Genomic DNA, 26,610 nt, shown 5'->3' with positions numbered 1-26,610 from the left:
TACCCGCCGTCGAACTTCCCTTTCGTCTTTAAGGAGACTGAGATGAACAGCTTTACTGACAGCTTTACGATCAATGGCATTACCTTGACCGCCCAGCCCATTTGCCGGCAGGACGAGGTGCTGACTCCGGACGCCCTTTCGTTCGTTGCCAAGCTGCACCGGGCCACCGCTGAGCGGCGGCAGGAGCTGCTGCAGGCACGGCGGGCACGGCGGGCCGACATTGCCGCCGGGGCGGACCCCCGCTTCCTGCGGGAGACCGAGGAGATCCGGAATGATCCGTCCTGGCGGGTGGCTCCCCCGGCACCCGGGCTGGAGGACCGCCGTGTGGAGATCACCGGCCCGGTGGACAAGAAGATGACCATCAACGCCCTGAACTCGGGCGCGAAGGTGTGGCTCGCGGACATGGAGGACGCCTCCACCCCCACCTGGCGGAACGTCATCAAGGGCCAGCTGAACCTCACCGACGCCCTGGAACGCCGGATCGACTTCACCAGCGAAGAAGGCAAGGAATACAAGCTCCGCCCTGCCGGTGACCTGCCCACCATCGTGGTCCGCCCCCGCGGCTGGCACCTGCCGGAAAAGCACATGCTCATCGACGGCCAGCCCATCGCCGGCGGCATCGTGGACTTCGGCCTGTTCTTCTTCCACAACGCCCGCCGTCTCCTGGCCCAGGGCAAGGGCCCGTACTTCTACCTGCCCAAGATCGAGAACCACCTCGAAGCCCGGCTCTGGAACGACATCTTCATCCTGGCCCAGGACCTGCTTGGCATCCCGCAGGGCACCATCCGCGCCACGGTGCTCATCGAAACCATCACCGCGGCCTTCGAAATGGAGGAAATCCTCTACGAACTGCGCGACCACGCCTCGGGCCTGAACGCCGGCCGCTGGGACTACATCTTCTCCCTGATCAAGAACTTCCGCACCCGCGGCCCCCGCTTCGTCCTCCCGGACCGCGGCCAGGTCACCATGACGCAGCCGTTCATGCGCGCCTACACCGAACAGCTGGTCAGGGCCTGCCACAAGCGCGGCGCCATGGCCATCGGCGGCATGGCCGCGGCCGTTCCCAACCGCAAGGACCCGGAAGCCAACGCCAACGCCCTCGAAAAGGTCCGTGCGGACAAGACCCGCGAGGCCAACGACGGCTTCGACGGTTCCTGGGTAGCCCACCCGGACCTGGTGCCCGTCTGCCGCGAAGTGTTCGACGGCGTCCTCGGCAACAAGCCCAACCAGCTGGACCGGCTCCGCGAGGACGTCACCCCCGATGACCGCGCCCTGATTAATGTGGCCGCCACCACCGGCACCATCACCGAACAGGGCATCCGGAACAACATCGAAGTCGGAATCCGCTACATCGAATCCTGGCTCCGCGGCAACGGCGCGGTGGCCATCCACAACCTCATGGAAGACGCCGCCACCGCCGAAATCTCCCGGTCCCAGCTCTGGCAGTGGATCTACGCCCGCGCCATCACGGACCACGGCGAGATCATCACCCACCACTGGATCGAAGAACTCCTCGACGAAGAATTCGCCCGGCTCGAACGCTTCGACGGCGACCGCTTCGAAGACGCCCGGGACATCTTCGAAGAAGTAACGCTGGCCCGTGAGTTCCCGTCCTTCCTCACCCTCCCCGCCTACGCCCGCTACCTCACCGAGGCCCGCGAAAAGGCCACCGTCGAGGAGCTCGCCGCAGCCTAGCCAGGGACCAGCACCACACACTTCCGTCCGCCGGGCCGGCACGCCCTCCGCAACAGGCCCCCCGAAATCCGGGGCGCCGGCCCGGCGACGGAGCAACCGCCACACCCCCGCTCACTTGGTGCGGGAAAACCAAGACGCCCGCTCACTTTCCCAAAGAAAGTGGGCGGGCGTTTGAGTGGCGGAACGTTCGACGGCGGACGCCCGCCTCAGCGCCCTTTCGGCACCTTCCGCACAGACAGGGTAGTGCTGACGAAGAAGGCCAGTACCGACACCAGGATGACCAGCAGTGCGGGAGTCCATGATCCCGAGCTGTCGTGGACGAAGCCCACCAGCGGCGGGGCCACTGCGGCGAGGCAGTAGCCCAGGCCCTGGACGGTGGCGGACATCCGGCCGGCGGAAGCCTGGTCGCGTGCCAGCTTGATGATGGCGATGAAGATCAGGGTAATGCCGCCGCCCTGCGCAATGCCGCCGGACGTGGACCACAGCCACCAGAGCTCAGGCAGCAAAAGCAGCCCGAGGGGAACCGCCAGCCACAACGTACCCAGGGTGACCGCCACCGCCGTCGTACTCATGTATTTGGCCGCGAAGGGCACGCCGAGGCCGCCCACGATGGCCAGGATCTGGAAGATCGAGGACGCGGCGCCCGCCTCGGACGTGGACATGGCGAGCTCGTCGTGGAGGTAGCTGGGCAACCATGCCGTGACGCCGTAGTAGGAGAACGCCTGGCCGCCGAAGCCGGCCGTGAGGCCGAAGGTGGTCCAGCCCGAACCGGCCGCCCGGGGCAGCGGCGCGTCCCCGCCGTCGTCCCCCGATACCAGGAACGCCGTCCGCGGTCCCACGGCCAGGACCCACACCACCACCGCGGCGACTGCCAGGACGGCGACGGCGGCCAGGGCCAGCCTCCACCCCGTCACGGCCGCCAGCGGGGCCATGGCCACCGAGGTCAGGAAGGACCCGATATTCAGGGCGGCGGTGTAGATTCCCATCGCTGTCCCCTGCCGGCGCGGCGCAAAATCACGGCGGATGATCAGCGGCACCGCGATGTTCCCCACGGTGATGGCCAACCCGATGACCACCGTGCCGGCCACCACCAGCACCGGGCCCCCGGCGGAGCGCACCAGCACGCCCGCCAGTACCCCCAGGATGGTCAGCGTGACCGCGAACTCGGCCCCGAATTTCCGGGCGCCCAGGGACGCCAGCGGAGCCGCGAGCGAGAAGCAGAGCACCGGAATGCTGGTGAGCAGTCCCAGCAGGACCGGCGAAAAGTGCAGTTCCGCCTGCATGGGGTCCACCAGGGGCGCGACGGCTACGAAGGGGCCGCGGAGGTTCAGCGCCAGCAGGCCGATGCAGGCCAGCAGGACCCAGCTCTTCGGGACGCGGGAGAGGACGTGGCCGCTCACAGGGGCAAAATCGGGAATGGGCGTGGATTCATCACTCCCATTGCTATCATGCCCGGCGTGACGGGAGTTTCAGGCACCCTGCCATACGATGAACGTGACCCAAGGACGTAGGACACCGCGAAGGACAGCCATGACGCACCGCCTTGCCATCCTCGACGACTACCAGGACGTGGCCCACGGCTTCGCCGACTTCGCGGCCCTGGAGGCGAAGGGTGTCACCGTGACGTCCTACCGGGAGCCCTTCACATCCCCGGATGCGCTGGTGTCGGCGCTGGCAGACACCACCATGGTCATCGCGATGCGCGAACGGACGGCCTTCCCCCGAGAGGTGTTCGAAAAACTGCCGGCGCTTGAGCTGCTGGTCACCACCGGGATGGCGAACGCCTCCATCGACCTGGCGGCAGCTGCTGAACACGGGGTGACGGTGTGCGGTACGCCGGGTTCGCCCTCCGCTGCGCCGGAACTGACCTGGGCCCTGCTGCTGGCTATCGCCCGGCACCTGCCGGCGGAGGAAAACTCGCTCCGGGCGGGTACCTGGCAGTCGACGGTGGGGGTGGAGCTCGCCGGCAAAACCCTGGGCATCGTGGGTTTGGGGAAGATCGGCCGGCGGGTGGCCGCCTACGGGCAGGCGTTCGGCATGGACGTGGTGGCCTGGAGCCAGAACCTCACGGCTGAGGACGCCGCACAGGCCGGCGCCCGGCTGGTGTCCAAGGAGGAGCTCTTCACGGCAGCCGACATCGCCACCCTCCACCTGCGGCTCTCCCCCCGGTCCGAGAACACCGTGGGCGAGGCCGAGCTGCGGCTGCTGGGCCCGGACGGCATCCTGGTGAACACCGCCCGCGGCCCGCTGGTTGACCAGGACGCGCTGGTCACGGCGCTGAACCAGGGGTGGATCCGCGGCGCCGCCCTGGACGTCTTCGACCAGGAGCCCCTTCAGGCCGGCCATCCGCTCCTGGCCGCGCCGAACACCGTGCTCTCCCCCCACCTGGGCTACGTCACCCAGGAAAGCTACCGGCTGTTTTACGGCGGCGCCCTTGAGGACATCACCGCCTGGCTCGCCGGCGCCCCCATCCGGACCCTCACCGCCTGACCTGGAAGAAACGCATGACCCACACCATCCGCAGGGCAACAACGGACGACGCCGGCCCGCTCGCCGCCCTGGCTTCCGTCACCTTTCCGCTGGCCTGCCCGCCGTCGTCGTCACCTGCCGACATCGCCGCGCACCTGGCCAACACGCTCAGCGAGGAACACTTCAAGGGATACCTCGCGGACCCGGACACCACCATCCTGGTCATCGACGCGGACGGCCGGCTCAACGGCTACAGCCTGCTGGTGGACCGGCCAGCCGCGGATCCGGATGTGGCGTCCGTCCTGACCCTGCTGCCGTCCGTGGAAATCAGCAAATGCTACGTCCACCCGGACTACCACGGACTGGGCGCCGCCGCCGAACTCATGCATGCCAGCCTGGCGGCTGCCGCAGGGACCGGCGGCGCCGGGGCATGGCTGGGTGTCAACAGCCAGAATGCCCGCGCCATCCGCTTCTATGAAAAGTCCGGCTTCCGGAGGGTGGGTACCAAATCCTTCCGGCTGGGCAGCACAGTGGAGCATGATTTCGTGCTGGAGCGCGCACTGCCGTAGCGGTCCAGGTCCTTGATTGGCAGCGCCGCTGTCAGTGCAGCCTGCTGGCGTTCGCGCCGGCGCCCACCCTTTCCACCGGGTAGGCCAGCGGCGGACGCGGTTCGTCCAGGAGTTTCAGCCCCGGCGGGAGACCGTCGATGGTGCCGGTGGATCCGGCGGCGCTGATGGTCACCCGGCTGCTGTCCAGCAGGACGTTTTCCGCCCGGAACGAGCCCACGGACTCCGGCAGGATCGGTGCCAGGTGCACCACCCCGCGGGTGAAGACGGGGTCGAACCGGAGCAGGATCCGGGCGAGCTGCACCGGCGCGGCCGCAGCCCAGGCTTGCGGTGAGCAAGCGGTGGGATACGGAACGGGGCCGGGAAATTCGCCGCGGTCAAAGCCGCAGAACAGTTCCGGCAGCCGGCCGTCAAAGTGCTCGGCAGCGTCGAGGATGCCCAAGGCCACCCGCCTGGCTTCGTCCACGAATCCGTAGCGCATCAGCCCGGTGGCCACCAGCGCGGTATCGTGTGGCCACACCGAGCCGTTGTGGTAGCTGACGGGGTTGTAGGCGCCCATGTCCGACGCCAGCGTGCGGATGCCCCAGCCCGTGAACATCTGCGGGGACATCAGGTTCTCCATGACGGACGTGGCTTTGTCCTCGTCCACCACCCCCGTCCATAGGCAATGGCCAATGTTGGAGGTCAGCGCATCAACATGCCGCTTGTCCTTGTCCAGTGCCACCGCGAAGTACCCCTTGTCCGGCAGCCAGAACCTCTTGTTGAACTCCTCCTTGAAAGCTGCCGCCTTTCCGGCCCAATGCTGTTCCAGCCCCGAATCGCCGCTCCAGTGGGCCAGCAAGGACCTGCCCAGGTAGGCGGAGTACACATAAGCCTGGACCTCGCAGAGGGCGATCGGCGCCTCCGCGATGGTCCCGTCCGCGAAGTTGATCCCGTCCCAGGAGTCCTTCCAGCCCTGGTTCACCAGGCCATGGTCGTTGGGACGAAGGTATTCCACAAAGCCGTCGCCGTCGCGGTCGCCGTACTTTTCGATCCATTCCAGGGCCCGGTCCGCGTGCGCCAGCAAGGGCTGGATCGCATCCCGGGAGAGCCCCCACCGGCTCAACTCGCCCAGGGTGGAGACGAACAGGGGGGTTGCGTCGACGGTGCCGTAATACGCGGTGCCGCCCAACGACAGGCCGGCGGTGACACCAAGCCTGACCTCGTGCGGTATGCGGCCGGGTTCCTCCTCTGAATCCGGGTCAACCTTCTTCCCCTGGATCCCGGCCAGGGTCTGCAGCGTGCCCAGCGCAAGGTTCGGGTTGACCATCAGGCTCATGTAGGAAGTCAGCAGCGAATCCCGTCCGAACAACGCCATGAACCAGGGCGCACCTGCGGCTACGGCGGCGCGGTCGGGGTGATGGGCGTCGAAGATCCGCAGGGCACCAAGATCGCTCTGGCTCCGGTTGAGCACGTTCTGGAAGCTTGCGTCCTCGACGCTGATCCGCGGGACGTTCTCTTCCCAGGCCAGATGCCGCCGCACACCTTCCCGGTGGTGCGGAAGCTGCCCTTCCTTGAAGGGCTTTTCCGGCGCCTCCCCGTTCACCAGCGGCACCACAATCACGCTGGTGGCCCATTTGCCCCGGGCAGGGACGGTGATGTGAAAACGCAACCCGTCTGTGTCCACCTCTGCACCCCGTGCCCCGATGGCGGAGCCCCGCTGCTGGCCATGCCGTGATGCCTCGATGATGAGCTTTCCATCCACCACGGTGCGCGTTGTATCGTCCGGGCCGGTGGTCCGCCCGCCCTTAACGTCGAAGAGATCGGCCTGATCCGCATCCACGAGGAGTTCGATGTCGCACTCAACAGGCTCCGCCGCGTAATTCTCCAGGCTGATGTCATCCTGCAGGCCGGGCCCGATGTGGCGGACCTGACGGACCACCAACGGGCTGTCGAACCTGCCCCCGGGCCACGCGGCACGGCCAACGAACGTGGCCTCGAACGGATGCGGCCGCTGGGCAGACAGCGGCTCCCGCATCGAGCCGTTGATGCGCAGCACCCAGCGGGAGATGATCCGGGTGTCCTGGAAGAACGCGCCGTTCGTGCCGGCGTCTGGGCTGATGTCACCGGTTCCGGCCGATATGCAAAACGAAGAACCCTCCAGGACGGTGACGGCGCCGACGTCCGACCCGGAGGCCTCGTTGTCTTCGTTCCAGGCGGTCATGAAGGACTCCCTTCTCAGGCGATTTGCTGCCGGGGAGCCGGAAGGCCGCCCGCCCCCTTAACGATTTTGGTGCACGGGCGCGGCATCCGGAACCCCTCCGGGAAATCTGCCCGCCAGCAGTTCATCAAAGAGCCTCAGGTGCTGCGCCACCATCCGTTGGGCATTGAACCTCTCCTCCACTGATGCCCGGCACCGTTCCCTGCTCAAGCCGGCTGCTGCCTCAACGAATCCGGGCAAATCCTCTGTCTGCCCCAGGAAGCCCGTCCGGCCATGCTCCACGATCTCGGGCGCTGAACCGACGCGCGTCCCGACGACGGGAGTGCCCGTGGCCAGCGCCTCGATCATCACCAGGCCGAACGGTTCGGACCACTGGATGGGGTTGAGGAAGGCCGTGGCCTCGCCCATCAGGCGGTACTTGGCGGCATCGTCCACTTCCCCCACGAAATCCTCGTTTGGGCCCAGCATGGGCTCGATGACCTCCCGGAAGTAGCGGACCTCGTCCTTCTCCCGCATCTTGACCGCTATCTTCAGGTGCATGCCCACCCTGCGGGCGATCGTGATGGCCTCAAGCAGCCCCTTGTCATGGCATGCGCGCCCCACGAAGCACAGGTAACCGCCGCGGCCGCTTCCCACCGGGACAGTGGAAACGTCCATGCCGTGATGGATCACCTGGGTGACGGGAACCTCGGGAGCGTGTGAAGCCTGGTCGCGGGAGATCGCCACGATTGCCACATCCGGCGCCATGGCCCGGTACAGGTCCTCTGCCTGCTTGTGGAGCGGGCCGTGGATGGTGGTGACCACCGGAACCTTGGCCGGACGGTGGGCGTAGAGCGGGCCGGCCAGCGTATGGTCGTGGATGATATCCACGTCCTGCAGCCCCTTGTAGGCCCGGATCACGTGGCTGAGTTCGGACATGGTTGAGCCAAGCTCGTCCCGGGACGCCGGCCGCATGCCCGGCACCAGCGGCACGGGGCATGTGCTTTCGGAAGGGGCGGCGAGCAGGACCTCGTGTCCGGCGGCCGCGAAGCCACGCGCCAGGGTGTCCACCACCCTTTCGATGCCGCCGTAAGTCAACGGAGGGATGGGAATCCAGGGTCCCGCAATCAGTCCAATTCGCATGTCTGGCCTCCAAGGAAGGGGCCCGAGCTCCCCAGCCGCCAGGCGCATCAACCCGCGGGACCGTTGGGGTCCCGTGGTGTTCTCATTTTGTTTGGCGTCTGCTTCACCTAACTCCGACTATTGCCCAGGATTGCCCCGGCCACAAGAGCGGATGTGTGCCATCTCATAAGGTGCCGGCGGAATGGCCGCAGGCGCGGCCCGGTTGTGCAAGGCATGAAGATTGAGATCTGGTCTGACGTTGCCTGCCCATGGTGTTTCATCGGGAAGCGCCGGTTCGAGGCGGCCCTGGCAGCATTCCCGCACCGTGACGCCGTTGAGGTGGTGTGGCGGAGCTACCAGCTGGATCCCACCCTGCCGGAACACTACGACGGGACAGAGCTGGAGTACCTGAGCAGCCGCAAGGGCATGCCGTCACGGCAGGTCGCGCAGATGTTTGAGCACGTGGCGGAGCAGGCAAAAGGCGAAGGCCTGGACTACCGCTTCGACAAAGTGGTGGTGGCCAACAGCTTCACCGCGCACCGCCTGATCCACCTTGCAGCGGCGCACGGCCGGCAGGATGCGGCCAAGGAGCGCCTCCTGAGCGACCACTTCGAGCACGGCAAGGACATCGGCAGCCGGGACTACCTGTCCTCCCTCGGCAACGATCTTGGCCTGCCGTCCGATGAGGTGGAGGAGCTCTTCACCACGGACAAGTACACGGACGAGGTCCGGTTCGACGTCCAGGAGGCACAGGGCCTGGGCATCAGCGGCGTGCCGTTCTTCGTGATCGACCGCAAGTTCGGGCTGTCCGGAGCCCAGCCGGCGGAGACGTTCACCGCCGCCCTCACCCAGGCCTGGCAGGCTGCCAACCCGCTGGTCCTGGTCAACTCCTCCGACGGCGGCGCCTGCGGCCCCGACGGCTGCGCGGTGTAGCGCCTTTTACTGACACATCGCGGTAAAGTGTCTACATGCCCAGGATTTCAGCGGCCAGCAATGCCGAACAACGCGCGGACACCCAGCGGCGCATCCTCACCGCTTTTGGCGAACTCCTCTTCACCCATGGCCTCCCGGGGTTGACCATGACAGACGTGGCCAGGCATGCCGGGGTGGGCCGCACGGCCGTCTACAACTACTACGCAGACATCGAAGAACTCCTGATCTCCTACGCCCTGGATGAGACCGAGAAGTTCCTTTCCGACCTGCGTGAATCGCTGGCCCGGCTGGAGAACCCCGTGGAACGGCTGGCCCTGTACGTCCGCGCCCAGGTGGTTGACCTCAGCCGCCGCCACCTCCCGCCCGGACCTGCCATGGGGGCGGTGCTGTCGCCGTCGTCCTTTGCCAAGCTCTCGGACCATGTAGGCGAGCTAAGCGTCCTGTTGCAGGACATCCTGCGCGACGGCATGGAGCAGGGGTACCTGCCGGTGGCGGACGTGGGCCAGCAGTCCCAGCTGATCCTGGGGACCCTGTCCTCCAGTGCGGCCAGGGGCAGCGACGAGCCGGCCGAGCTGGAAGCCCGCGTGGCCAGGACGGTGCGCTTCATCCAGTTGGGTGCGGGTGCGCGGTTCGACGACGACGGGCGGCCCATCCGGGTGGCGCAGCTTCCGCCAGCGGCGCAGCTTCCGGCAGTGGCGCAGCTTCCCGCAGTGGCCGGCTAAGGACCGGCTGGCTGGAGGTCAGGCCGCGGGGGTGACAGGCAGTCTGTTGGTGTCCGCTATGCGCCGGCTTTCCCGGGGGCAGCTGAGCTTTCCCGGCGTCTGGTCCACCAGATCCGGCGGGACCAGTGCCTTGTAGTCCTGCGCCAGGATCACGTCCACGCTGGCGTCGGTCCTGCCGTCCTGGAAGTAGTCCGACCCCGGCACGTTGCGCTGCACGGTGAATGCCGCCGACTGTCCGCCCGCACCTGACACCACGGCCGCCACACCCCGGTAGCCGGCGTTGGTATTCGAGACGTTCCCCACCACGAACTTCCGCGCCAGGAACTCGTCCGCCACCGAGCGCGCCAGCCCGGCCCTGGTGGTGGAGTTGTAGACGTTGAGGTTGATCTTGTCGTTGGGTACGTAGTCGAACATGGAGGCCGGGCAGGAGGAAACCGGTGCCGGGGCGGGCTCGGCGGCGGGGATCTTCAACCGGCCGTTGATGATGGCCATGGCAATGATGATGCCTGCGGCGATCAGGCCTGCCAGGAGGACCAGCACCACCCCGTGCAGCACGCGGCGGCGGACCCGGGCGGTCTCATCGGCATCCGCGGCCGCTTCCATGGCGGCGCGCAGCTCAGGGCCGGAAACAACATGGTGGCCATGAAGGACACTCGGGTCCTTCGGCCGCCCCCTAGCCATCGAGCACCAGGACCCGGGCGTGGATCGCGGTGCGCTGGTGCAGGGCGGTCCGGACCGCGCGGTGCAGGCCGTCCTCGAGGTAGAGGGTCCCCTTGTACTGCACTACGTGCGGGAACAGGTCGCCGAAAAATGTGGAATCCTCCGCCAGCAGCGCTTCCAGGTCAAGGGTGCGCTTGGTGGTGACCAGTTCGTCCAGCCGGACCGGTCGCGGCGGCAGCGACGCCCACTGCTTGGGGGTGCTGTAACCATGGTCGGGGTAAGGGCGGCCCTCGCCCACAGCTTTGAATATCACCATGCCACAGTAGGCACCGCGCTGCCCCAGCGAAAGTGGCAGGGCGGACCGGCGCCAGGTTGTAGCCAAACAGTGACCATATGCCATGCGCCCCGGCCGTAGGGCGGACACACAGCGGCAGCGCCTGCCGTGCTGACAGAATGGAACCATGACAGTATCCGAGTCCCCTGCCGCGCCCGTGCCCGGAATCCGCCAGCCGTCCGCGCCGCCGCTGGCGCTCCTGCTTGACGTGGACGGCCCCGTGGCCAGCCCGCTGACGCGGGACGTCAAACCGGACATCATCCTGGACCTGGTGGCGCTGGCCGCAGCCGGCATCCCCGTCATTTTCAACACCGGCCGTTCCGACGCCTTCATCCGCGAGCAGGTCATGGAACCGATGATCGCCGCCGGCATTCCAGCCGGAACTGTCATCCATGCCGTCTGCGAAAAGGGTGCGGTCTGGTTCAGCTACACCTCTGCCGGCCCCGGCCCCATCCACGTGGACCGGGAGCTTGCCGTTCCGGCGGCGTACGGCGACGACATCCGCCGGCTGGTGGCGGAGGACTATGCAGCCCACATGTTCTTCGACGAAACCAAGCGCGCCATGGTGTCCGTGGAGCAGCACATCGATGTGCCCAGCGCGGACTACCTGGCCGAGCAGAAGCTCTTCGACGCCGAGGCCATGGCGCTCATGGGGCGCCACGGGCTGGGCGTTGTCCGCCTGGACCACCACGCACCGAACTCCGACGACGAGGTGGACTACCGCGTGGACCCCACCATCATTTCCACGGACATCGAGTCGGTGCGGCTGGGGAAGGATCTTGGCGCCAGCCGGGCGGTGGAGCTGCTGGCGGCCCAGGGCATCACGCCGCAGGCGTGGCGGACGGTGGGCGATTCCCGCACCGACTACGCCATGGCGGACTGGCTGCACCATAACGACCACCCGGTGAAGCACGTGGATGTGCGGCCGGCGGACGGTGTGCCGGCCAAGCCCTATCCGGTGCTGACCGCAGCGGACCTCGGGCTGGAGGAAACAGTGATCCACGACGACGCCGGCGGGGCCTTCCTGCGCAGCTGGCGTGAGGCGCTGGACGCCTGAGCCCCTGCCGGGCCGCCGTCGAAACGTCGCCAAGGGGCTTCAACCGGGCCCCGAAACCTTCCGTTACTCCAGCAGGACTATCATGCAGTTAAGAATGCCCACTTCCACCAGCTCGGAGACAACCATTACAGAAGCACCGGTCCAGGACGAGGTCTACTACGGCGGCCAGGCGTCCGTGGAGGAACAATTTCACGCCGAGATCACGTCTCCGGCGGCAGAGCAGCGGCTCAGGCACCGCCCCGATGTCATCCGGCACAAGGGCCGTTTTGCCCTGATCAATGACACCAGGACTCCGTACCAGGCCATGGTGGAGGACCTGCTGTTCCTCCGCAATGTCCTGGCGAACGCGGGCCTCAACTATCTGCTGGTCCGTGGCAACAACGACCGCCCTGTCCTGGCCCTGGACTGGAAGGACCGGAAGAAGCTCCGGGCCGCCCTGGTGGAGGCGTGCCGGGACGAGCCCTTCTATTCCATGACCGTGGACGCCAAGAAGAAGACGTCTGTCCTGGTGGCCGACGGGGAGCTCTCGCCCAACCGGCAGGGCCGCATCTTCCGCCTGTACCGGCCCCGGGTGGAGCCGGTGGGCGGCTTCGAGTTCGGCGCCTCTGCCGGGGTGCAGATCGAACTCTGGTCCTTCGAGGGCGAGGAACTCATCCTTCCCATCGAAAACTCGCTGACCCGCAGGACCCTGCTGCGCCAGGACGCCGTCCGCGGCACCGTGGAACGCTACGGCCACACCTGGCCCACCATCGAGAACATGTTCGCCGACCACGCAAGCGACATCAGCTTCGACATCGACCTCGTCTTCTCCTGGGTGGACGGAAGCTCCCCGGAATACATTGCTGCCCGCCGCGCGCAGCAGCAGGGCGTCGTCCTGGGCGAAGGTGACGACCACGAGGCCCGGTTCCGGCAGATCAATGAACTCAAGTACGCGCTGCGGTCCGTGTACATGTTCGCGCCGTGGATCCGCCGCATCTTCATCGCCACCGACTCCCCCGCGCCTGCCTGGCTGGCAGAGCACCCGTCGGTCACCATTGTCCGCAGCGAGGAGTTCTTCGCGGACCCCTCCGTGCTGCCCACCCACAACTCCCAGGCCGTGGAGTGCCAGCTGCACCACATCGAAGGGTTGTCCGAGCACTTCCTCTACTCCAATGACGACATGTTCTTTGGCCGCCCCGTGGGCCCTGACATGTTCTTCACGCCCGGCGGCATCACCAAGTTCATCGAGGCGGAAACCAGGATCGGCCTGGGTGAGAACGCCGCTGAGCGCAGCGGGTTTGAGAATGCCGCCAGGGTGAACCGCAAGCTCCTGTGGAACCGGTTCGGCCGGATTACCACCCGCCACCTGGAGCACACCGCCGCGCCGCTGCGGCGCAGCGTGGTGGCCCAGATGGAGGAGGAGTTCCCCGCGGAGTTCAGCAAGACGGCAGCCAGCCGCTTCCGCGCTGCGGACAACATCTCCGTGACCAACTCGTTCTACCACTACTACGCACTGCTCACCGGCCGGGCCGTTACACAGACAGCCGCCAAGGTCCGCTACGTTGACACCACCATGCGCTCAGGGCTGAAATACCTGCCCAAGCTGCTGGCCAAGCGGAACATGGACTTCTTCTGCCTGAACGACGGGAGCTTCCCGGAGATCAGCGCGGACGAGCGCGCCGAAGTGGTCACGGACTTCCTGGAAAGGTACTTCCCCATCAAGGCGCCCTGGGAGAAGTAGCCCGGTCCAGGCTGTAGTCACCGCCTGGTGGACGCTCCGAGCTTGGCGTTGCCGCGCTGCTTGGTGGTCTCCGGGATCCGGATCCCCGCAGCCTCCAGCCGCCGGGCCGTTTCCTCGGGTGACACGTACTCGCCCACCGTTGGTGAAGCGCCCAGCGGGACCACGGAGTGCACGATGGTGTGCTCGTAGACGTGCACCAGGTTGAAGGCCTGGCCGCCGTCCTGCCCGCGCGTGCCTCCTACCGGGACGTTCAGGTCCTGGGTGTAGCAGGAGGCGGAAGCGACCGAGACGGGGACGCCGGCGAAGCTGGCCGTAGTGGAGTAGTGCAGGTGGCCGGCCAGGATGGTGCGGACGTCCGAGTTGCGGACCACTGCCTCCAGCGAGGCCTGGTCGCGCAGTTCCACAAGCACGGAAAGGTCAAGCACGGACGGGACCGGAGGGTGGTGGAGGGCCAGGATGGTGCCGTCCGGGGCAGGGGTTTCCAGCTGCCGGGCCAGCCAGTCCAGCTGGGCGCCGCTCAGTTCGCCGTGGTGGAAGCCCGGCACAGTGGTGTCCAGCGTGATGACGCGCAGCCCATTGATGAAGTAGCTGTGGTCCACCGGCTCGTCGCTGCCGGGCTGGTCGAGCAGGCCCTTGCGGAAGTTGGCCCGGTCATCGTGGTTTCCCATGGCCCAGATGACCTGGGCGCCGAGCTCCTTGCAGGCAGGGTCCACAATGGCCCGCAGTTTCACGTAGGCCCGGGGATCGCCTTTGTCAGCGAGGTCGCCGGTGAAGATGACGGCTTCCGGCCTTGCGCCGGATGCTTTGACTTCGTCGAAGAGCTGGATGAGCCTGGCTTCGCTGTCGACAGTTCCGTAGAGGGGGTCTGGACCTCCCAACAGGTGGGGATCGCTCAGGTGGAGTAGGAAGTGGCGTGGCCGGGGGTGTTCGGCCTCGATGTGCTCCATTGCTACCTCTATGGTCGGTGGGAAGCCGTTCTTCCCTTGTACCCTTCAGTAATATTTATCCAATCAGACATTTGGCAAACTTGGGGTAAATCGCCGGAGCTGATGTGGAAAAAGTTGGAAGAACTGCGCTTTTGCAGACCCGGTTCGGCCAGACCGCGTTTATCCGAGCTCCTGCTCGACCGCGTCGATGACCTCGGCCGAGTCCGGTTCAACGGTGGGGGCAAAGCGGGCCACCACCTCGCCGTCGCGGTTAACCAGGAACTTCTCGAAATTCCACTTCACCAGCCCCGGCAGCAGCCCCGTTTTGAACTTGGTGAGCTCGGTGTAGAGCGGGTGCTGATTCCTGCCCCGGACATCGGCCTTGGCGGTGAGCGGGAACGTGACCCCGAAATTGCGTTCGCAGAACTCCGCGATGTCGCGGTCGGTTCCGGGCTCCTGCCCTGCGAACTGGTTGCACGGAACGCCCAGGACCTCGAATCCGCGGTCCCGGAACTTCTCGTAAAGGGCCTCCAGTCCGGCGTACTGGGGGGTGAAGCCGCAGTTGGAGGCCACGTTGACCACCAACACCACTTTTCCCTTGAACTGGCTGAAGTCCGTCCGGGTGCCGTCGTTGAGGACCAGCGGGATGGGATACAGCGGCGCATGCCGTCGGGTCTGCGGAAGGTTGCTCATATGGACAGTTCGTTGCCGAGGTCCCACCGTACGGGTCCAAAGTGAAGATTTCCTAGGCCGGCGGGGTGGTGGCCGTCGCGCTTGGCGTCATGGTTGACGAGGTGGCTGCCGTGGGCTCGGGTTCTGCCGGCGGAAGCGCCAGGGTTGGGGTTGGCGTGGGGCTCGGGGTCGGGGTCGGGGTTGGAGTCGGAGTCGGGGTTGGAGTCGGGGTCGGGGTCGGGGTCGGTTCGAGGGTTGTCTGCGCCGGGGTTGGCGTAGCGGCCGCTGGAGCGGTGGGCGATGGTTCAGTCGGCGTCGGAGTTGGACCAGGGTCAGTCGGCGACGGCGACGGCGTCGGGCTGGGTGAGGCCGTTGAAGTTGCCGGGTCAGTCGGCGACGGCGTCGGGCCGGGCGAGGCAGTTGGATCACTCGGCGAGGCCGTCGGAGTTGCCGGGTCCGACGGGCTGGGCGAGGCCGTCGGAGTTGCCGGGTCGGTCGGTGACGGCGACGGGCCGGGCACGGGGTCCGTGGGCGACGGCGACGCGGCACTCCCCGAAGGTTCAGCGGGTGGCGGGGCCGTCGTCGTCAATTGCGCGTCAGGGGGCGCAAGCACTACACCCGTCGCCTCCGAGGGCGCAGGTGCCGGTGCAAGCGGCAGGAGTGGCGGGAAGGGTGAAACCTGCAGCCCGGCAGCGGGGATTTCTCCGCCCGGATCCACCCGGAGGGGGATGGTCCAGCTGATCCTGCCGGCAGACAGCCCCTGGCCGGGCGCGTAGGAGACCATGTCGGCAGGAAGGGCCCAGTTCAAAGTGCGGAGCTGCAGGAAGCTCCATCTGAGGGGGTTTGTATACCGCCCGTTCAGGATGGCCTCGAAATGCAGGTGGCAGCCCGTGGACCATCCGGTGGTACCAACGCGCGCGATGACTTGGCCTGCCTGCACTGTATCGCCCGTATGGACGCCGATGGACTCAAGGTGGTTGTAGGTGGTGATGAGGCCGTCGCCATGATCGATCTCCACACGGTTGCCGCCGCCCCAGGGATGCCATCCGGCCGCGCGTACAACACCGGCGTCGGCTGCGTGGACGGGCATGCCGCAGGCCGCTGCATAATCCTGGCCCAGGTGGAAATCACCAGCAGTCCCGCTGATCGGGCTGACCCGGAAGCCGAACGGCGAACTCGGCTCGAGGAGCTGAAGCGGGGCCATCAAAAAGCCGGCTCCGGGCCTGCCCGTGCCCGCCGGCCCTACTGTCAGGGCCGCCGGGGCATCTGCGCCCGTACTTCCTATCGCCGTATGTGGGAAAGCCAGGGTGACCATAGGACTGGACAGGATGGCCGGCGGAAGGGCGCCGGCGCCGACTTGGTCCGACGCCGGCGGACCGGGTTCCCTTTGCGCTTCCTCGATGCTGTTCCCGCCGGATGTTCCGCCGGGGACTGCAGCACCCTCGGTCCCGGTGCCCGCAACTGATCCCGTCCACTGCACGGGCCCTGCCGGGCCGGCAGAAAGGTTGACGGCATAAACGGACGCCGCCAGCACCCCCGCCGCGGCGACGGCGCGTGCAACGGGGGGAAAGCTACGCTGGGCCGGCTTTCTGGTGCCGGGCGCTGGATTCTTGCCCAAGTGACTGACTCCACGTCGTGGCCTGCCGCCCGTTGTCTCGACGGTATGTCCCATGGGACCACAGCACCGCAGGGGTGGAAACCCCATGGGTGCACATTGCGGGTTTTTTGCGGGCGTTAGGGGGTTGGGAGTTTCCGCTGCTCAGGAGGCTGGTCGCGGTGCCCCTGCAGAAATGGGCAACAATGTCTCATGCGCAATGTCCTTCGTACATGGCAGGACGAAATCAAGAAGACCTTTTCAGGGAAGGCTGATGCACCACCGGACTGGTCGCTGCGGCTGGCGGAAGGCGACGACGCCGGCTACCACCTGCCCGGCTCGGCCGTCTGGGCAGTTCATGGCTCCATGACGCCGATCGTTGGCGGGATCCGGACGCTGCTCATGCAGTCGCTGCACCCCGGTGCCCTGGCGGGAGTGCACGAACACTCCAACTTCCGGGAAGACCCCTTGCGCCGGCTGGCCAACACCATCCGGTGGATCTTCACGGTGACATACGGCTCAACGGCGGCCGCCGAGGAGGCAACACGGCGTGTCCGCCGGCTCCATGAGCCGGTCCAGGGCACCTACAAGGACAACGACGGCGGCACACGCACCTACAGTGCCAACGACTCCGGGCTGGCCGGCTGGATCCATATCGCCTTCACGGATGGCTTCCTGGCAGCCCATAAGATCTGGGGCGGACCCATTCCTGGCGGCCCGGACGCCTACGTCCGGGAGTGGGCCCAGGCCGGGCGGCTGATGGGAGTGGACAACCCGCCGCTGACCGAGGCGGAGATGCGCGGCCAGCTGGACCAGTGGTACACGCAGGGCGTCCTGCGCGCGGACGACAGGGTGAAGGAAACGGTTCAGTTCATCCGCAACGCTCCGCTGCATCCCCTGCTAAAGCCCGGTTACCGGATCCTGTTTGCGGCCGCCGTCTACAGCTTGGAACCCCGGTACCGCCAGATGCTCGGGCTTTCCGTTCCACGGCTGGGCCCCTTCCCCCTGCCCGTGAGGCTGGGCACAAAGGTGGTGCTCGGCGTCGTCCATCTTGCCCTGGGCGGGCTTCGCCGGCGGATGGGTCCCAGCGAACTGGCTGCGAGGCAGCGCCTGAGGCGGCTGGGCGAGCCTTTGGCGGACATGGCCTAGGGGGGGTCCACGACCAGGAGCCCATGACGGAGGAAACGCAAGAACCCGGCCCCGGAATCACCGGGGCCGGGTTCTTAACCGGCGGAGAATGGGGGATTTGAACCCCCGAGGGCGTTAACCCAACACGCGTTCCAGGCGTGCGCCATAGGCCGCTAGGCGAATTCTCCAACTGCTTCTGAATCAAAAGCAGGTATTAGATTACCTGAACTTTTCCGCATCGCCCAATTGGGCTGTTCGGAGCAGGATTTCCGCGCTCCCCTGCCCGTGCCCGGAGACGCCTGCGCATCGCCCTTAAGCTGGAAATGGACGCCCCCAACGCGCCCATTCCCCGATGCACCGTTGAGCTGCCGGGTCCGTCCCGTTCAGCCAGGCCACGCAGCTCACAACCTTGAGATTGCCCCAATCGGTGTACATACCAATGATCGCGGCTGCCGGTGGGATAAGCAATGAAGACCGCCGTCTGAATAGCTTCCGGCACTGTGTTGTTCCCCAGAAGCGGGCTCCGGGAAGCAGGCGACGGCCGATTCGAGTCGAGCCGGATGTTCGGGTAAAGTAGCTCGCGGCCCCTCATGTGGCGTCATCCTGTTGAACTCCCCCAGGACCGGAAGGTAGCAAGGGTAGACGGGCTCTGGCGGGTGCATGGGGGGTCTTTACTATTCCCCCACAGGGCGGCATGATGTCGGCCCGGATTGGTAGGGTTTTCTCTGTGACAGTTACTACCGCCCTGTACCGCAGATACCGTCCCGACTCGTTCGCTGACGTTATCGGGCAGGAGCATGTCACCGAGCCGTTGATGACGGCTTTGCGGAAAAACCGGGTCAACCACGCCTACCTCTTTTCCGGCCCCAGGGGCTGCGGCAAGACCACGTCCGCCCGCATCCTGGCACGCTGCCTCAACTGCGCCCAGGGCCCTACGGACACCCCCTGCGGAACCTGCCCCAGCTGCGTTGAGCTGGCCCGCGGCGGTTCCGGTTCCCTTGACGTCATCGAGATTGACGCGGCGAGCCACGGCGGTGTTGACGACGCGCGGGACCTCCGCGAGCGCGCCACCTACGCCCCGGTGCGGGACCGCTACAAGATCTTCATCATCGACGAAGCCCACATGGTCACCTCCGCCGGGTTCAACGCCCTGCTGAAGATCGTCGAAGAGCCGCCGGAACACATCAAGTTCATCTTTGCCACCACAGAGCCGGACAAGGTCATCGGAACCATCCGCTCCCGGACCCACCACTACCCCTTCCGGTTGGTGCCGCCCGAGCCGCTGATGGCTTACCTTGAGCTCCTGTGCCGCCAGGAAAACGTTCCCGTCGCCCCCGGCGTCCTGTCACTGGTCATCCGCGCCGGCGGCGGCTCCGTCCGTGATTCGCTCTCCGTCCTGGACCAGCTCATGGCAGGCGCCGGACCCAATGGACTGGACTATGAGCTCGCCGTTGCACTGCTGGGCTACACCCATGCCTCGCTGCTGGACGACGTCGTGGAGGCCGTGGCCGCCTCCGACGCCGCCACAGTCTTCCGCGCCGTGGACCGGGTCATCCAGACCGGGCACGATCCCCGCCGGTTCGTGGAGGACCTGCTGGAGCGCTTCCGGGACCTGATCATTGTCCAGGCCATGCCCGAAAGTGCGCACGCCATCCTTAGGGGAATGCCCGCGGACCAGATCGCCCGCCTGCAGAACCAGGCCCACAACCTTGGCGCCGCCGAACTCTCGCGGGCCGCGGATGTCACCAACACGGCCCTGACCGAAATGACCGGAGCCACGTCCCCGCGGCTGCACCTTGAACTGCTGTGTGCCCGGATCCTGCTGCCCAGCTCGGAACAGAATGAGCGCGGCATGGCGGCCCGCATTGACCGGGTGGAGCGGCGGCTCAACTACACAGGGAACGACGTCACCGCTCCGGCGGCCCAGGCTGCTCCCGCAACGGCAGTGCCGGCAGCCGCAACTTCCGCCGCCACCCCGGGCACCTCCTCGCCCGAGCCCCTGCACCCAGCGGTGGCGGCCGGCCCTTCCGTTCAGGCGGCACCACAGTCACAGGCCCAAGCCGTCCCCACGCCATCCGAACCCACCCGGCCCGGCGCTGCCGAGTCCATTCCGGCCCAGGCCGCGCCCGCCCGGCCTGGCACTGACGCGCCCCGGAGCCCGCTGACACCGCCGCGGGTAAGCACCAATGACTGGCCTGTCGAGGACCCGGCGCGCCTCGGGACACCGGAGCGCCCCGCCGCCGCACGCACCGGCCAGGCAGCGCCCCAAAGTAACGCAGCGCCCCAAAGCAATGCCGTGCCGTCCAGCAGCGCAGCACCGCAAGCCAATGCCGCGCCGCCAAGCAACGCAGCAACGCCCTCCCCGGAGGACCGGCAGGCTTCCGCCCAGGCAGCGGTGCCGCCGCCGCACCAGGAGGCGCCCGCCAGGCCCGCCCCTGCGGCTCCCGCGGCCATGGGTGACGTGGAGGTCCTCCGCAGAGCGTGGCCGGATGTCCTGCAGGTACTGTCCAAAATCAAGCGCAGCACCTGGGCCCTCGTTGAGCCCAACGCGCAGGTCAGCGCCTTCGACGGCAGTGTTGTGACCTTGTCCTTCACCACGCCGGGACTCGCGGGCGCCTTTGGGAGGGCGGACCACTCGGACAACCTGCGCCAGGCCATCCACAAGACCGTCGGCATCGACTGCCAGATCAACGCGGTTTCCGGCGGCACCAGCCAAACGAGCTCTGAGCCAAACCCAAAAGTGCCGTCCAGCCCGGTGGTTCCGGCCACTTCAGCTGACGTTGCCTGGGGGCTTGCTCCTGCCCCCGCGCAGCCTGTCCCGCCGGCGCAGGCTCCCACAGCCGCCCCACCCGCGGCTCCGGCGGGCGGAAGCCCTGAGAGCCCCGCCGCTGCCCGGAACCCGGTGCCTGCCCAGGGTCCCGCTGTTGGCAGAAGCTCCGGGAGCACAGCTGTTGCCGCAAGCCCGGAAGCCGTACCGGAGGGGACTCCCGCTGTGGCCGGCTCTCCAGGCGCAGGTCCGGTGACCGACGCCGGCGTGCGCGGCCACGGGGACGCACAGCCCTCCCGTCCCGGCGCCCAGGGCCCGGGCACAGCAGCCGGCGCCTCAGGCCCGGACGCCGGCCAATCCCCATACCCGTCGGCAGGTGGCGACTACTCCTACTCCGACGACGACTGGGGCCCGCCGCGGGATGAGGACGCTCCCCCGCTGGATGAGGAACCCCCGATGGACTGGGTGCCCGCCACGCCGTCCGGCAACCGGGCAACGCCACCACCCCCCGAGGTGGGCGGCAGCCAGGAACCGTCAGGCTCCCGCGGTGACGCCGCTGCGCGCCCCCGGGAGGCAGCAACCAGTGGTTCCACCCCGGGCACCGTTGCCCAGCCCGGCAGCACAGATGCGGGTCCGGCCCACGATCCCTGGACGCGGGCTGTGGAACAGGCCCCCGGCGTCTGGGTTGTCGGAGACAAGAGCAACGTGGGTGCCAACCCCGCACCCGGCTCTGTACCCGATAACATCGGAACACAGGCCGACGTTCCGCATTACGCCCCTGCAACAGCCCAGGTACCGCCCTCCATCCCCGTTTCACCCGCGGCCGCGGCCCCTGCCCCTGTCGCAGCAGCGGGATGGGGTTCGGGCACGAGTACGGGTTCCATCGCAGGTTCCGCCCCGGGGGCAGTCTCCGGCCCCGGTCGCGGCGCGCCCGCCGCGGGATCCTACCCGGCGCAGTCCCCCGCCTCCGCTCCCGCGCCGGAATTCGCCATGGCCTCGGCGGCAGCCGCCCCGGTGGCCAAGGCAGCGGTTGCGCCCTCCCGTCCCCAGCCGGCGGCGGCTGCACCCGTGGCCGGACGGACTGAAACGCGGCAAAGCCTCTACCAGCGGCTGTCCAACAGCCCAGAGGCTGAGGCAGGACGGGCGAAGGCACCGGCCAGGGCCGCGTCCGCACCCAGCGCCTATGTCCAGGACGTGCCCAGCGCCGACGATGAAACCATCGAGGAGTCCGGCGTCTTCGGCCGGGCTGCCGTGGAACGCATCCTGGGCGGAAAATTGATCGAGGAGCGGTCGCTGGACGGAAGCCCGGTCACGCCACGCTATTGACGGCCGGCAAGGTCGACCGCCGGCGGGCAGCCCCGCAGCCATGACCAACTGAGTGTTCCACCCGCCATCCACACCAAACTAAAGAGGGAAACGTGTACGAAGGTGCTGTCCAGGAGCTGATCGACGAGCTCGGACGCCTTCCGGGGGTGGGCCCCAAGTCCGCACAGCGGCTGGCGTTCCACATCCTTGAAGCCGACCCCCAGGATATGAAGCGGCTGGTGGAAGCAATCACCACCGTCAAGGAGCGGGTCAAGTTTTGTACGGTCTGTGGCAATGTCACGGAGCAGGAACTGTGCAACATCTGCCGCGACCCGCGCCGTGATCCCGCGATCATCTGCGTGGTGGAGGAATCCAAGGATGTCCTGGCCGTGGAGCGCACCCGTTCGTTCCGCGGCAGGTACCACGTGCTGGGCGGTGCCATCAATCCCATCGCCGGCGTGGGACCGGAACAGCTGCGGATCCGCGAGCTGCTCACACGGTTGAACGACGGCGAAATCCAGGAAGTGATTATCGCCACCGATCCCAACCTTGAGGGCGAGGCAACGGCTACTTACCTGGCCCGCATGCTTAAGACGATCGGCATAGCCGTCACCCGTCTTGCCTCCGGCCTGCCCGTGGGCGGTGACTTGGAGTATGCGGACGAAGTCACCCTGGGCCGCGCCTTCGAGGGCCGGCGCAACGCCCTGGGCTGAGCGCAGGCGCCCGGTTTTTCCGAAGCACGCCCTTCAGGCCGGATCACCCGGTGCCCCGTCGCGGCGCCGCGCTGCGCGGTAACCTCCCGCCACGACGGCGGCGGCTATCGCCGCCTGGCCAAGGAGCCCCATCCCGGGCATGGGCGCCCGGGGCTCGTCCCGGCTGCGCGGTTGCCCCTGCACGCATGGCACCTGCATCCCGTCCGCAGCTTCCTGAATCGCTGCGGGCACCCATCCCAGGACCTGGCCGGCGCGGTCTACCTCCGCCCCAGCCATCAGGAACAGGACGGGCGGGCTCAGCGCCGGGAGCCACATCAGACGCTCGGTGTGGTAAACCTCGCTGATGCCGGCCTCGATCTCGGAGCATCGGAAGGCCACGTGGGTTCCGTCGCGCGCCCGTTCGACATTCAGCGCCACCGTGACACGTTCCTCCGCCCGGACCAGGGGCAACAATCCGATGGCTGCGGCCGGGGCCCCTGCCACAAAGGCCAAGGCCAGCAACCCGCCGGCGGCATTCGCCAGGCGCGGACGTCCAGCCCATGCGGAGAGCCCAGCGCCCATGGCACCAAACACCCCGCACTCCACCAGGACGACGCCCGCAGAAACGGCCGCCACTGCCCCCGAAGCGCCCGCGATCCAGGCCTGCACCAGCAGTACACCAAGAACAACAGCTGCCAACACCAGTCCCCGCAAAGCCGTGGCCAGCAGTACCGCCAACAGGGCAAAACCTCCGGTACGCCCCCTCACGCCGCGGAACCTGCCCTCCGCTCGCACGCCCCAGGCAACAGCGGGCAAAGTGGCGGTCGCCGGCATCAGGGCTGACGCCAGCGAGTAGACCAGCAGGGGAAAGACCTCCCGACCGGCCCCGCCGCCCAGGGGCGCAAGCAGGACCACGGAGCCGGCAGCAGCCCACGTGCACAGGACCGCGGCCGCCACCGTAAACCAGAACCGGATGGTTGTCAGGCTGACCAGCCAGTCGGCCAGTCCCTTGACCAGGCTTGTCCTTGCGAAGCCCGGGCGTAGAGACCCGGAACGGCCGGTATCCAGGCCCTCGTTGGCGCTTTCCCCGCCGCGCTTATCCGCGTCCGGGCCGATCGGCTCAAAAAACGGCTCCTGGGGCATTCCTGCAGTTGGCTGCGGGTCGTCGGCCACTACGGAATCCTCCATATCTCCAAAGGACCCCCGGCCCTGTGCCTGCCAAGGTCCGGGCTGCGGCCCGTGAAGCCGGGTAACTGGTCCCATCGTGGTCCACCACCCCGGGCCTGTCCATAGGAACCGTCGTGGCCGGTATGTGGTCACAATTCAACGCCGCTCCGGGCGCGGCGATAAACTGTCGGAGGAAAGTCGCGCCGTCCCGGCGTCAGGCTGCCTGGTTTCCCAGAACTCCAATTGATCCAATGAAGGTACGCGCATGAGTACGCCCACTGCCGAAGTGCACAACGCAACCCAGCCCCAGGTGGCCCCCGCCGCCGGCGCGGTGACGAAACAGCTCATCGTGCAGAAATTCGGCGGGTCCTCCGTTGCGGACGCCGACGGGATCAAGCGCGTGGCAAAGCGCGTCGTGGATGCCCAGGAAGCCGGCAACGAGGTAGTTGTAGTCGTCTCAGCCATGGGTGACACCACGGATGAACTCCTGGACCTCGCTGCCCAGGTGACCGACTCCGCCCCCGCCCGCGAAATGGACATGCTCCTCTCGGCCGGTGAACGCATCTCCATGGCCCTGCTGGCCATGGCCATCAACAAGCTCGGCGCCTCCGCCCAGTCCTTTACCGGATCGCAGGCAGGCATGATCACCGACGGAATCCACGGCAAGGCCCGGATTATCGACGTCGACCCGCACCGCATCCGCACCGCCCTGGACAAGGGCCACATCGCCATCGTGGCAGGCTTCCAGGGCATGAGCCGGGCCACGAACGAAATCACCACGTTGGGCCGCGGCGGCTCCGACACGACGGCGGTGGCTCTGGCGGCTGCCCTCGAAGCGGACGTCTGCGAGATCTACACCGACGTGGACGGAATCTTCACCGCCGATCCGCGCGTGGTCCCGTCGGCACAGAAGATCGACACCATTTCCAGCGAGGAGATGCTGGAGCTCGCCGCCTCGGGTGCCAAGATCCTCCACCTGCGCTGCGTGGAATACGCCCGCCGGTTCGGCGTCCCCCTGCACGTCCGTTCCTCATTCAGCCAGCATGAAGGCACCTGGGTCATCCCCAGCGCCGACGACAAGATCACCACTCAAGAGGGAGTTGCCTTGGAGCAGCCAATCATCTCCGGCGTTGCGCATGACCGTTCCGAAGCGAAGGTCACCGTGGTCGGCGTCCCCGACATCCCCGGCAAGGCCGCCGCAATCTTCCAGGTCATCGCCGACGCACACTCCAACATCGACATGATCGTCCAGAACGTGTCCACCCATGGCACGGGCAAGACCGACATCTCCTTCACCCTGCCCATCGTTGAAGGCGCGGACGCCCTGGCCGCACTTCACGCTGCCCAGGACCAGATCGGTTTTGAGGCCATTGAATACAACGAGCAGATCGGCAAGCTCTCCCTGATCGGTGCCGGCATGCGCTCCCACCCGGGCGTCTCCGCCACCTTCTTCAAGGCGCTGTCCGACGCCGGCATCAACATCAACATGATCTCCACCTCGGAAATCCGCATTTCCGTGGTGACCCACGCCGACCTGCTGGATGAGGCTGTCCGCGTGATCCACAAGGCGTTTGGGCTGGACACTGAAAGCGAAGCGACGGTTTACGGCGGCACCGGCCGCTAAGGACTCAACGAAAAAGCCGGGCTGCCTCTCCTCCCACGGGAAAGGCAGCCCGGCTTTTTGGTCTTACCGTGCGCCTGGACAGGTTTAGCTTTCGCGTTCCAGGTCTTCGCGGCGCACCGCGTAGTGGTGGCCGGTTGAATCGGTCTCGACCACGAAGTGCGAGAGTTCCTCTTCGGAGGCCTGTTCGAACTCATCATGCTTGTGCACTACAGGCGCATCGGCATCCAGCCGGGTGGCGGGACCAAAGACAAAGCGCAGCCTGTCAGTCAGGCTCATGAAACCGCTGAGGACATGTGCCACTGTTTTCCACCCCCTTCCCGGACCTCGGGCGAAAGTGCAGCAGGCTCCGGCAGGAGCCAGTGCCCTTATTTTAGACCCGGGGCAGGAAAAAGGCGCCTGTTCGCGGCGGAACGGGCTGCTAGCGCAGGGACCGGTCTTCGGGGTTCCGTGGCACCACGTAAGTGCTGCCGTCCGGCCTGGTGATGGTTTCCCACTGCTGGGTTTCCGCCTGGCGCTGGACCAGCAGCCGACGGTTTTCTTCGGTCATGTCGTGCGCCAGCGCGGTGCGGCTGGCGGGACCGAAAACCGCCCGCAGCTTGCCTGTGGCGCGCATGAAGCGCTGGGAAGCATTGCCCTTGCCTGCGGACTTATCCCTGCCCATGAAGAGGCTTCCTTCCACTCACTGTTCACCTCCAACAAATGTACACTAATGATTAGTGCACTAACAATGGAGGACGTATGACCGCCGCAGCAGAAGCGCAAACGGAAGAACACTCTGCAGAAGGGCCATCCGGGGCGCAGGAGGACGACCTGCTGCTGGAGCACCAGCTCTGCTTCGCCCTCACGGTGGCTGCCCGCAGTGTGGTGGGGGCCTATAAACCCGTGCTCGAGAAGCTCAACCTCACCCATCCGCAATACCTGGTGATGCTCTGCCTGTGGGAAGACAGCCCGCGGACAGTAAGGAACATCAGCGAGGCCCTTGCCCAGGAGCCGGCCACCATTTCGCCGCTCCTCCGGCGGCTGGAGGCAGCGGACCTGCTCACGCGGCACCGGGCGGACGGAAACGAGCGCGCCCTCGCCGTCGAACTCACGGCCAAGGGTGCCGCCCTGCGGCAGCAGGCGCTCAAGGTACCGGGGACCATGATGGAGCGGCTCGGGCTGACCCGGGAGCAGGTGACGGAACTGCACGCGTCCATGATGGGCCTGATCGCTGCAACGTCCCGTTAAGTGCCGGCAGGACCCGTCCCGGGCACGTCGGCAGGGCGTCAAGCGACTAGA

The 26,610-nt window shown here is 67.0% G+C and carries 23 protein-coding genes, 1 tRNA gene, 1 other RNA gene and 1 pseudogene; 14 read left to right on the top strand and 12 right to left on the bottom strand.

Features of this window, described 5'->3' with window-relative positions; genetic code table 11:
* Positions 1-42: 42 nt before the first annotated feature.
* Positions 43-1,695 carry a malate synthase A gene (gene aceB / locus ACEN9K_RS04050; RefSeq protein ID WP_056392190.1) on the top strand — a complete coding sequence of 551 codons (1,653 nt, stop codon included), beginning with the start codon at positions 43-45 and terminating at the stop codon, positions 1,693-1,695.
* 206 nt (positions 1,696-1,901) lie between these two features.
* Here aceB and ACEN9K_RS04045 read toward each other — a convergent pair whose 3' ends face one another.
* Positions 1,902-3,095, bottom strand: coding sequence for an MFS transporter (locus tag ACEN9K_RS04045; RefSeq protein ID WP_495635212.1), 1,194 nt, complete (start codon positions 3,093-3,095; stop codon positions 1,902-1,904).
* A 130-nt stretch (positions 3,096-3,225) separates the two neighbouring features.
* Here ACEN9K_RS04045 and ACEN9K_RS04040 point away from each other — a divergent pair, with 130 nt between their 5' ends.
* Positions 3,226-4,185, top strand: coding sequence for a D-2-hydroxyacid dehydrogenase family protein (locus ACEN9K_RS04040; protein WP_495635211.1), 960 nt, complete (start codon positions 3,226-3,228; stop codon positions 4,183-4,185).
* Between the two features lie 14 nt (positions 4,186-4,199).
* Positions 4,200-4,733 carry a GNAT family N-acetyltransferase gene (locus ACEN9K_RS04035; protein WP_144601221.1) on the top strand — a complete coding sequence of 178 codons (534 nt, stop codon included), beginning with the start codon at positions 4,200-4,202 and terminating at the stop codon, positions 4,731-4,733.
* A 31-nt stretch (positions 4,734-4,764) separates the two neighbouring features.
* On the opposite strand, the gene ACEN9K_RS04030 is transcribed toward ACEN9K_RS04035, so the two are convergent.
* Both ACEN9K_RS04030 and ACEN9K_RS04025 read right to left on the bottom strand, forming a co-directional pair.
* Positions 4,765-6,933, bottom strand: coding sequence for an amylo-alpha-1,6-glucosidase (locus tag ACEN9K_RS04030; protein WP_495635210.1), 2,169 nt, complete (start codon positions 6,931-6,933; stop codon positions 4,765-4,767).
* Positions 6,934-6,990: 57 nt separating this feature from the next.
* Entirely contained in the window at positions 6,991-8,052 is a 1,062-nt protein-coding gene (locus tag ACEN9K_RS04025; protein ID WP_495635209.1) for a glycosyltransferase family 4 protein, read from the bottom strand.
* Positions 8,053-8,265: 213 nt separating this feature from the next.
* Here ACEN9K_RS04025 and ACEN9K_RS04020 point away from each other — a divergent pair, with 213 nt between their 5' ends.
* Positions 8,266-8,964, top strand: a complete 699-nt coding sequence (locus ACEN9K_RS04020; RefSeq protein ID WP_144601219.1) for a DsbA family oxidoreductase — start codon at positions 8,266-8,268, stop codon at positions 8,962-8,964.
* Positions 8,965-8,999: 35 nt separating this feature from the next.
* Complete coding sequence (locus ACEN9K_RS04015; protein WP_134165163.1) at positions 9,000-9,686, top strand: TetR/AcrR family transcriptional regulator; 687 nt, start codon at positions 9,000-9,002, stop codon at positions 9,684-9,686.
* An 18-nt stretch (positions 9,687-9,704) separates the two neighbouring features.
* Here the strand turns inward: ACEN9K_RS04015 and ACEN9K_RS04010 are convergent, their stop codons facing one another.
* Both ACEN9K_RS04010 and ACEN9K_RS04005 read right to left on the bottom strand, forming a co-directional pair.
* Complete coding sequence (locus tag ACEN9K_RS04010) at positions 9,705-10,367, bottom strand: LytR C-terminal domain-containing protein (RefSeq protein WP_056392200.1); 663 nt, start codon at positions 10,365-10,367, stop codon at positions 9,705-9,707.
* Positions 10,360-10,659, bottom strand: coding sequence for a type II toxin-antitoxin system VapB family antitoxin (locus ACEN9K_RS04005; RefSeq protein ID WP_026266165.1), 300 nt, complete (start codon positions 10,657-10,659; stop codon positions 10,360-10,362). Before ACEN9K_RS04005 ends, ACEN9K_RS04010 begins: the two co-directional genes overlap by 8 nt.
* Positions 10,660-10,807: 148 nt before the next feature.
* On the opposite strand from ACEN9K_RS04005, the gene ACEN9K_RS04000 reads away from it, so the two are divergent.
* Positions 10,808-11,737 (top strand): hypothetical protein, encoded by a 930-nt coding sequence (locus ACEN9K_RS04000; protein ID WP_018771866.1) that lies wholly within the window; start codon positions 10,808-10,810, stop codon positions 11,735-11,737.
* Positions 11,738-11,831: 94 nt separating this feature from the next.
* Positions 11,832-13,457, top strand: coding sequence for a stealth family protein (locus ACEN9K_RS03995; RefSeq protein WP_018771865.1), 1,626 nt, complete (start codon positions 11,832-11,834; stop codon positions 13,455-13,457).
* Positions 13,458-13,474: 17 nt separating this feature from the next.
* Here ACEN9K_RS03995 and ACEN9K_RS03990 read toward each other — a convergent pair whose 3' ends face one another.
* Both ACEN9K_RS03990 and ACEN9K_RS03985 read right to left on the bottom strand, forming a co-directional pair.
* Positions 13,475-14,404 (bottom strand): phosphodiesterase, encoded by a 930-nt coding sequence (locus ACEN9K_RS03990; RefSeq protein WP_018771864.1) that lies wholly within the window; start codon positions 14,402-14,404, stop codon positions 13,475-13,477.
* Positions 14,405-14,563: 159 nt separating this feature from the next.
* Positions 14,564-15,076: a glutathione peroxidase gene (locus ACEN9K_RS03985; RefSeq protein WP_018771863.1), complete on the bottom strand. Its 513-nt coding sequence runs from the start codon at positions 15,074-15,076 to the stop codon at positions 14,564-14,566.
* A gap of 272 nt (positions 15,077-15,348) precedes the next feature.
* On the opposite strand from ACEN9K_RS03985, the gene ACEN9K_RS03980 reads away from it, so the two are divergent.
* The gene (locus ACEN9K_RS03980) at positions 15,349-15,831 is read left to right on the top strand and encodes a hypothetical protein (protein WP_488316017.1); all 483 of its coding nucleotides are present in this window, start codon (positions 15,349-15,351) and stop codon (positions 15,829-15,831) included.
* A 74-nt stretch (positions 15,832-15,905) separates the two neighbouring features.
* Here the strand turns inward: ACEN9K_RS03980 and ACEN9K_RS03975 are convergent.
* Positions 15,906-16,259, bottom strand: a pseudogene (locus tag ACEN9K_RS03975) (M23 family metallopeptidase); the annotation flags it as partial.
* A gap of 603 nt (positions 16,260-16,862) precedes the next feature.
* On the opposite strand from ACEN9K_RS03975, the gene ACEN9K_RS03970 reads away from it, so the two are divergent.
* Positions 16,863-17,798: an oxygenase MpaB family protein gene (locus ACEN9K_RS03970; RefSeq protein ID WP_478222400.1), complete on the top strand. Its 936-nt coding sequence runs from the start codon at positions 16,863-16,865 to the stop codon at positions 17,796-17,798.
* Positions 17,799-17,880: 82 nt separating this feature from the next.
* On the opposite strand, the gene ACEN9K_RS03965 is transcribed toward ACEN9K_RS03970, so the two are convergent.
* Positions 17,881-17,965 (bottom strand) — tRNA-Ser (locus ACEN9K_RS03965).
* A 391-nt stretch (positions 17,966-18,356) separates the two neighbouring features.
* Here ACEN9K_RS03965 and ffs point away from each other — a divergent pair.
* The 3 genes from ffs to recR all read left to right on the top strand — a co-directional run bounded on the left by ffs (position 18,357) and on the right by recR (position 22,562).
* An RNA gene (ffs, locus tag ACEN9K_RS03960) (signal recognition particle sRNA small type) lies at positions 18,357-18,453 on the top strand.
* A 21-nt stretch (positions 18,454-18,474) separates the two neighbouring features.
* Positions 18,475-21,870, top strand: coding sequence for a DNA polymerase III subunit gamma and tau (locus ACEN9K_RS03955; protein WP_495635208.1), 3,396 nt, complete (start codon positions 18,475-18,477; stop codon positions 21,868-21,870).
* 92 nt (positions 21,871-21,962) lie between these two features.
* Positions 21,963-22,562 carry a recombination mediator RecR gene (gene recR, locus ACEN9K_RS03950; RefSeq protein ID WP_018771859.1) on the top strand — a complete coding sequence of 200 codons (600 nt, stop codon included), beginning with the start codon at positions 21,963-21,965 and terminating at the stop codon, positions 22,560-22,562.
* A gap of 33 nt (positions 22,563-22,595) precedes the next feature.
* On the opposite strand, the gene ACEN9K_RS03945 is transcribed toward recR, so the two are convergent.
* Positions 22,596-23,729, bottom strand: a complete 1,134-nt coding sequence (locus tag ACEN9K_RS03945; protein ID WP_495635207.1) for a hypothetical protein — start codon at positions 23,727-23,729, stop codon at positions 22,596-22,598.
* Between the two features lie 244 nt (positions 23,730-23,973).
* Here ACEN9K_RS03945 and ACEN9K_RS03940 point away from each other — a divergent pair, with 244 nt between their 5' ends.
* Complete coding sequence (locus tag ACEN9K_RS03940; protein WP_018771857.1) at positions 23,974-25,332, top strand: aspartate kinase; 1,359 nt, start codon at positions 23,974-23,976, stop codon at positions 25,330-25,332.
* Between the two features lie 84 nt (positions 25,333-25,416).
* Here the strand turns inward: ACEN9K_RS03940 and ACEN9K_RS03935 are convergent, their stop codons facing one another.
* Positions 25,417-25,632, bottom strand: coding sequence for a hypothetical protein (locus tag ACEN9K_RS03935; RefSeq protein ID WP_018771856.1), 216 nt, complete (start codon positions 25,630-25,632; stop codon positions 25,417-25,419).
* 118 nt (positions 25,633-25,750) lie between these two features.
* The gene (locus ACEN9K_RS03930) at positions 25,751-25,993 is read right to left on the bottom strand and encodes a hypothetical protein (RefSeq protein WP_018771855.1); all 243 of its coding nucleotides are present in this window, start codon (positions 25,991-25,993) and stop codon (positions 25,751-25,753) included.
* A gap of 77 nt (positions 25,994-26,070) precedes the next feature.
* Here ACEN9K_RS03930 and ACEN9K_RS03925 point away from each other — a divergent pair, with 77 nt between their 5' ends.
* Positions 26,071-26,559 (top strand): MarR family winged helix-turn-helix transcriptional regulator, encoded by a 489-nt coding sequence (locus ACEN9K_RS03925; protein WP_495635206.1) that lies wholly within the window; start codon positions 26,071-26,073, stop codon positions 26,557-26,559.
* The last annotated feature ends 51 nt before the right edge of the window (positions 26,560-26,610 follow it).

The sequence above is a fragment of the Pseudarthrobacter sp. Pseusp20 genome, from assembly GCF_059492155.1.
Note: the sequence above shows the minus strand (reverse complement) of the source record. Positions and strands in the feature narration are given on the sequence as shown.

Excerpts from the sequence above, each read along its gene's own strand:
- aceB (WP_056392190.1), top strand. The coding sequence starts at position 43 with ATGAACAGCTTTACTGACAGCTTTACGATCAATGGCATTACCTTGACC.
- ACEN9K_RS04040 (WP_495635211.1), top strand. The coding sequence starts at position 3,226 with ATGACGCACCGCCTTGCCATCCTCGACGACTACCAGGACGTGGCCCAC.
- ACEN9K_RS04035 (WP_144601221.1), top strand. The coding sequence starts at position 4,200 with ATGACCCACACCATCCGCAGGGCAACAACGGACGACGCCGGCCCGCTC.
- ACEN9K_RS04030 (WP_495635210.1), bottom strand. The coding sequence starts at position 6,933 with ATGACCGCCTGGAACGAAGACAACGAGGCCTCCGGGTCGGACGTCGGC.
- ACEN9K_RS04025 (WP_495635209.1), bottom strand. The coding sequence starts at position 8,052 with ATGCGAATTGGACTGATTGCGGGACCCTGGATTCCCATCCCTCCGTTG.
- ACEN9K_RS04020 (WP_144601219.1), top strand. The coding sequence starts at position 8,266 with ATGAAGATTGAGATCTGGTCTGACGTTGCCTGCCCATGGTGTTTCATC.
- ACEN9K_RS04015 (WP_134165163.1), top strand. The coding sequence starts at position 9,000 with ATGCCCAGGATTTCAGCGGCCAGCAATGCCGAACAACGCGCGGACACC.
- ACEN9K_RS04010 (WP_056392200.1), bottom strand. The coding sequence starts at position 10,367 with ATGGCTAGGGGGCGGCCGAAGGACCCGAGTGTCCTTCATGGCCACCAT.
- ACEN9K_RS04000 (WP_018771866.1), top strand. The coding sequence starts at position 10,808 with ATGACAGTATCCGAGTCCCCTGCCGCGCCCGTGCCCGGAATCCGCCAG.
- ACEN9K_RS03995 (WP_018771865.1), top strand. The coding sequence starts at position 11,832 with ATGCCCACTTCCACCAGCTCGGAGACAACCATTACAGAAGCACCGGTC.
- ACEN9K_RS03990 (WP_018771864.1), bottom strand. The coding sequence starts at position 14,404 with ATGGAGCACATCGAGGCCGAACACCCCCGGCCACGCCACTTCCTACTC.
- ACEN9K_RS03985 (WP_018771863.1), bottom strand. The coding sequence starts at position 15,076 with ATGAGCAACCTTCCGCAGACCCGACGGCATGCGCCGCTGTATCCCATC.
- ACEN9K_RS03970 (WP_478222400.1), top strand. The coding sequence starts at position 16,863 with ATGCGCAATGTCCTTCGTACATGGCAGGACGAAATCAAGAAGACCTTT.
- ACEN9K_RS03955 (WP_495635208.1), top strand. The coding sequence starts at position 18,475 with ATGTCGGCCCGGATTGGTAGGGTTTTCTCTGTGACAGTTACTACCGCC.
- ACEN9K_RS03945 (WP_495635207.1), bottom strand. The coding sequence starts at position 23,729 with ATGGAGGATTCCGTAGTGGCCGACGACCCGCAGCCAACTGCAGGAATG.
- ACEN9K_RS03940 (WP_018771857.1), top strand. The coding sequence starts at position 23,974 with ATGAGTACGCCCACTGCCGAAGTGCACAACGCAACCCAGCCCCAGGTG.
- ACEN9K_RS03930 (WP_018771855.1), bottom strand. The coding sequence starts at position 25,993 with ATGGGCAGGGATAAGTCCGCAGGCAAGGGCAATGCTTCCCAGCGCTTC.
- ACEN9K_RS03925 (WP_495635206.1), top strand. The coding sequence starts at position 26,071 with ATGACCGCCGCAGCAGAAGCGCAAACGGAAGAACACTCTGCAGAAGGG.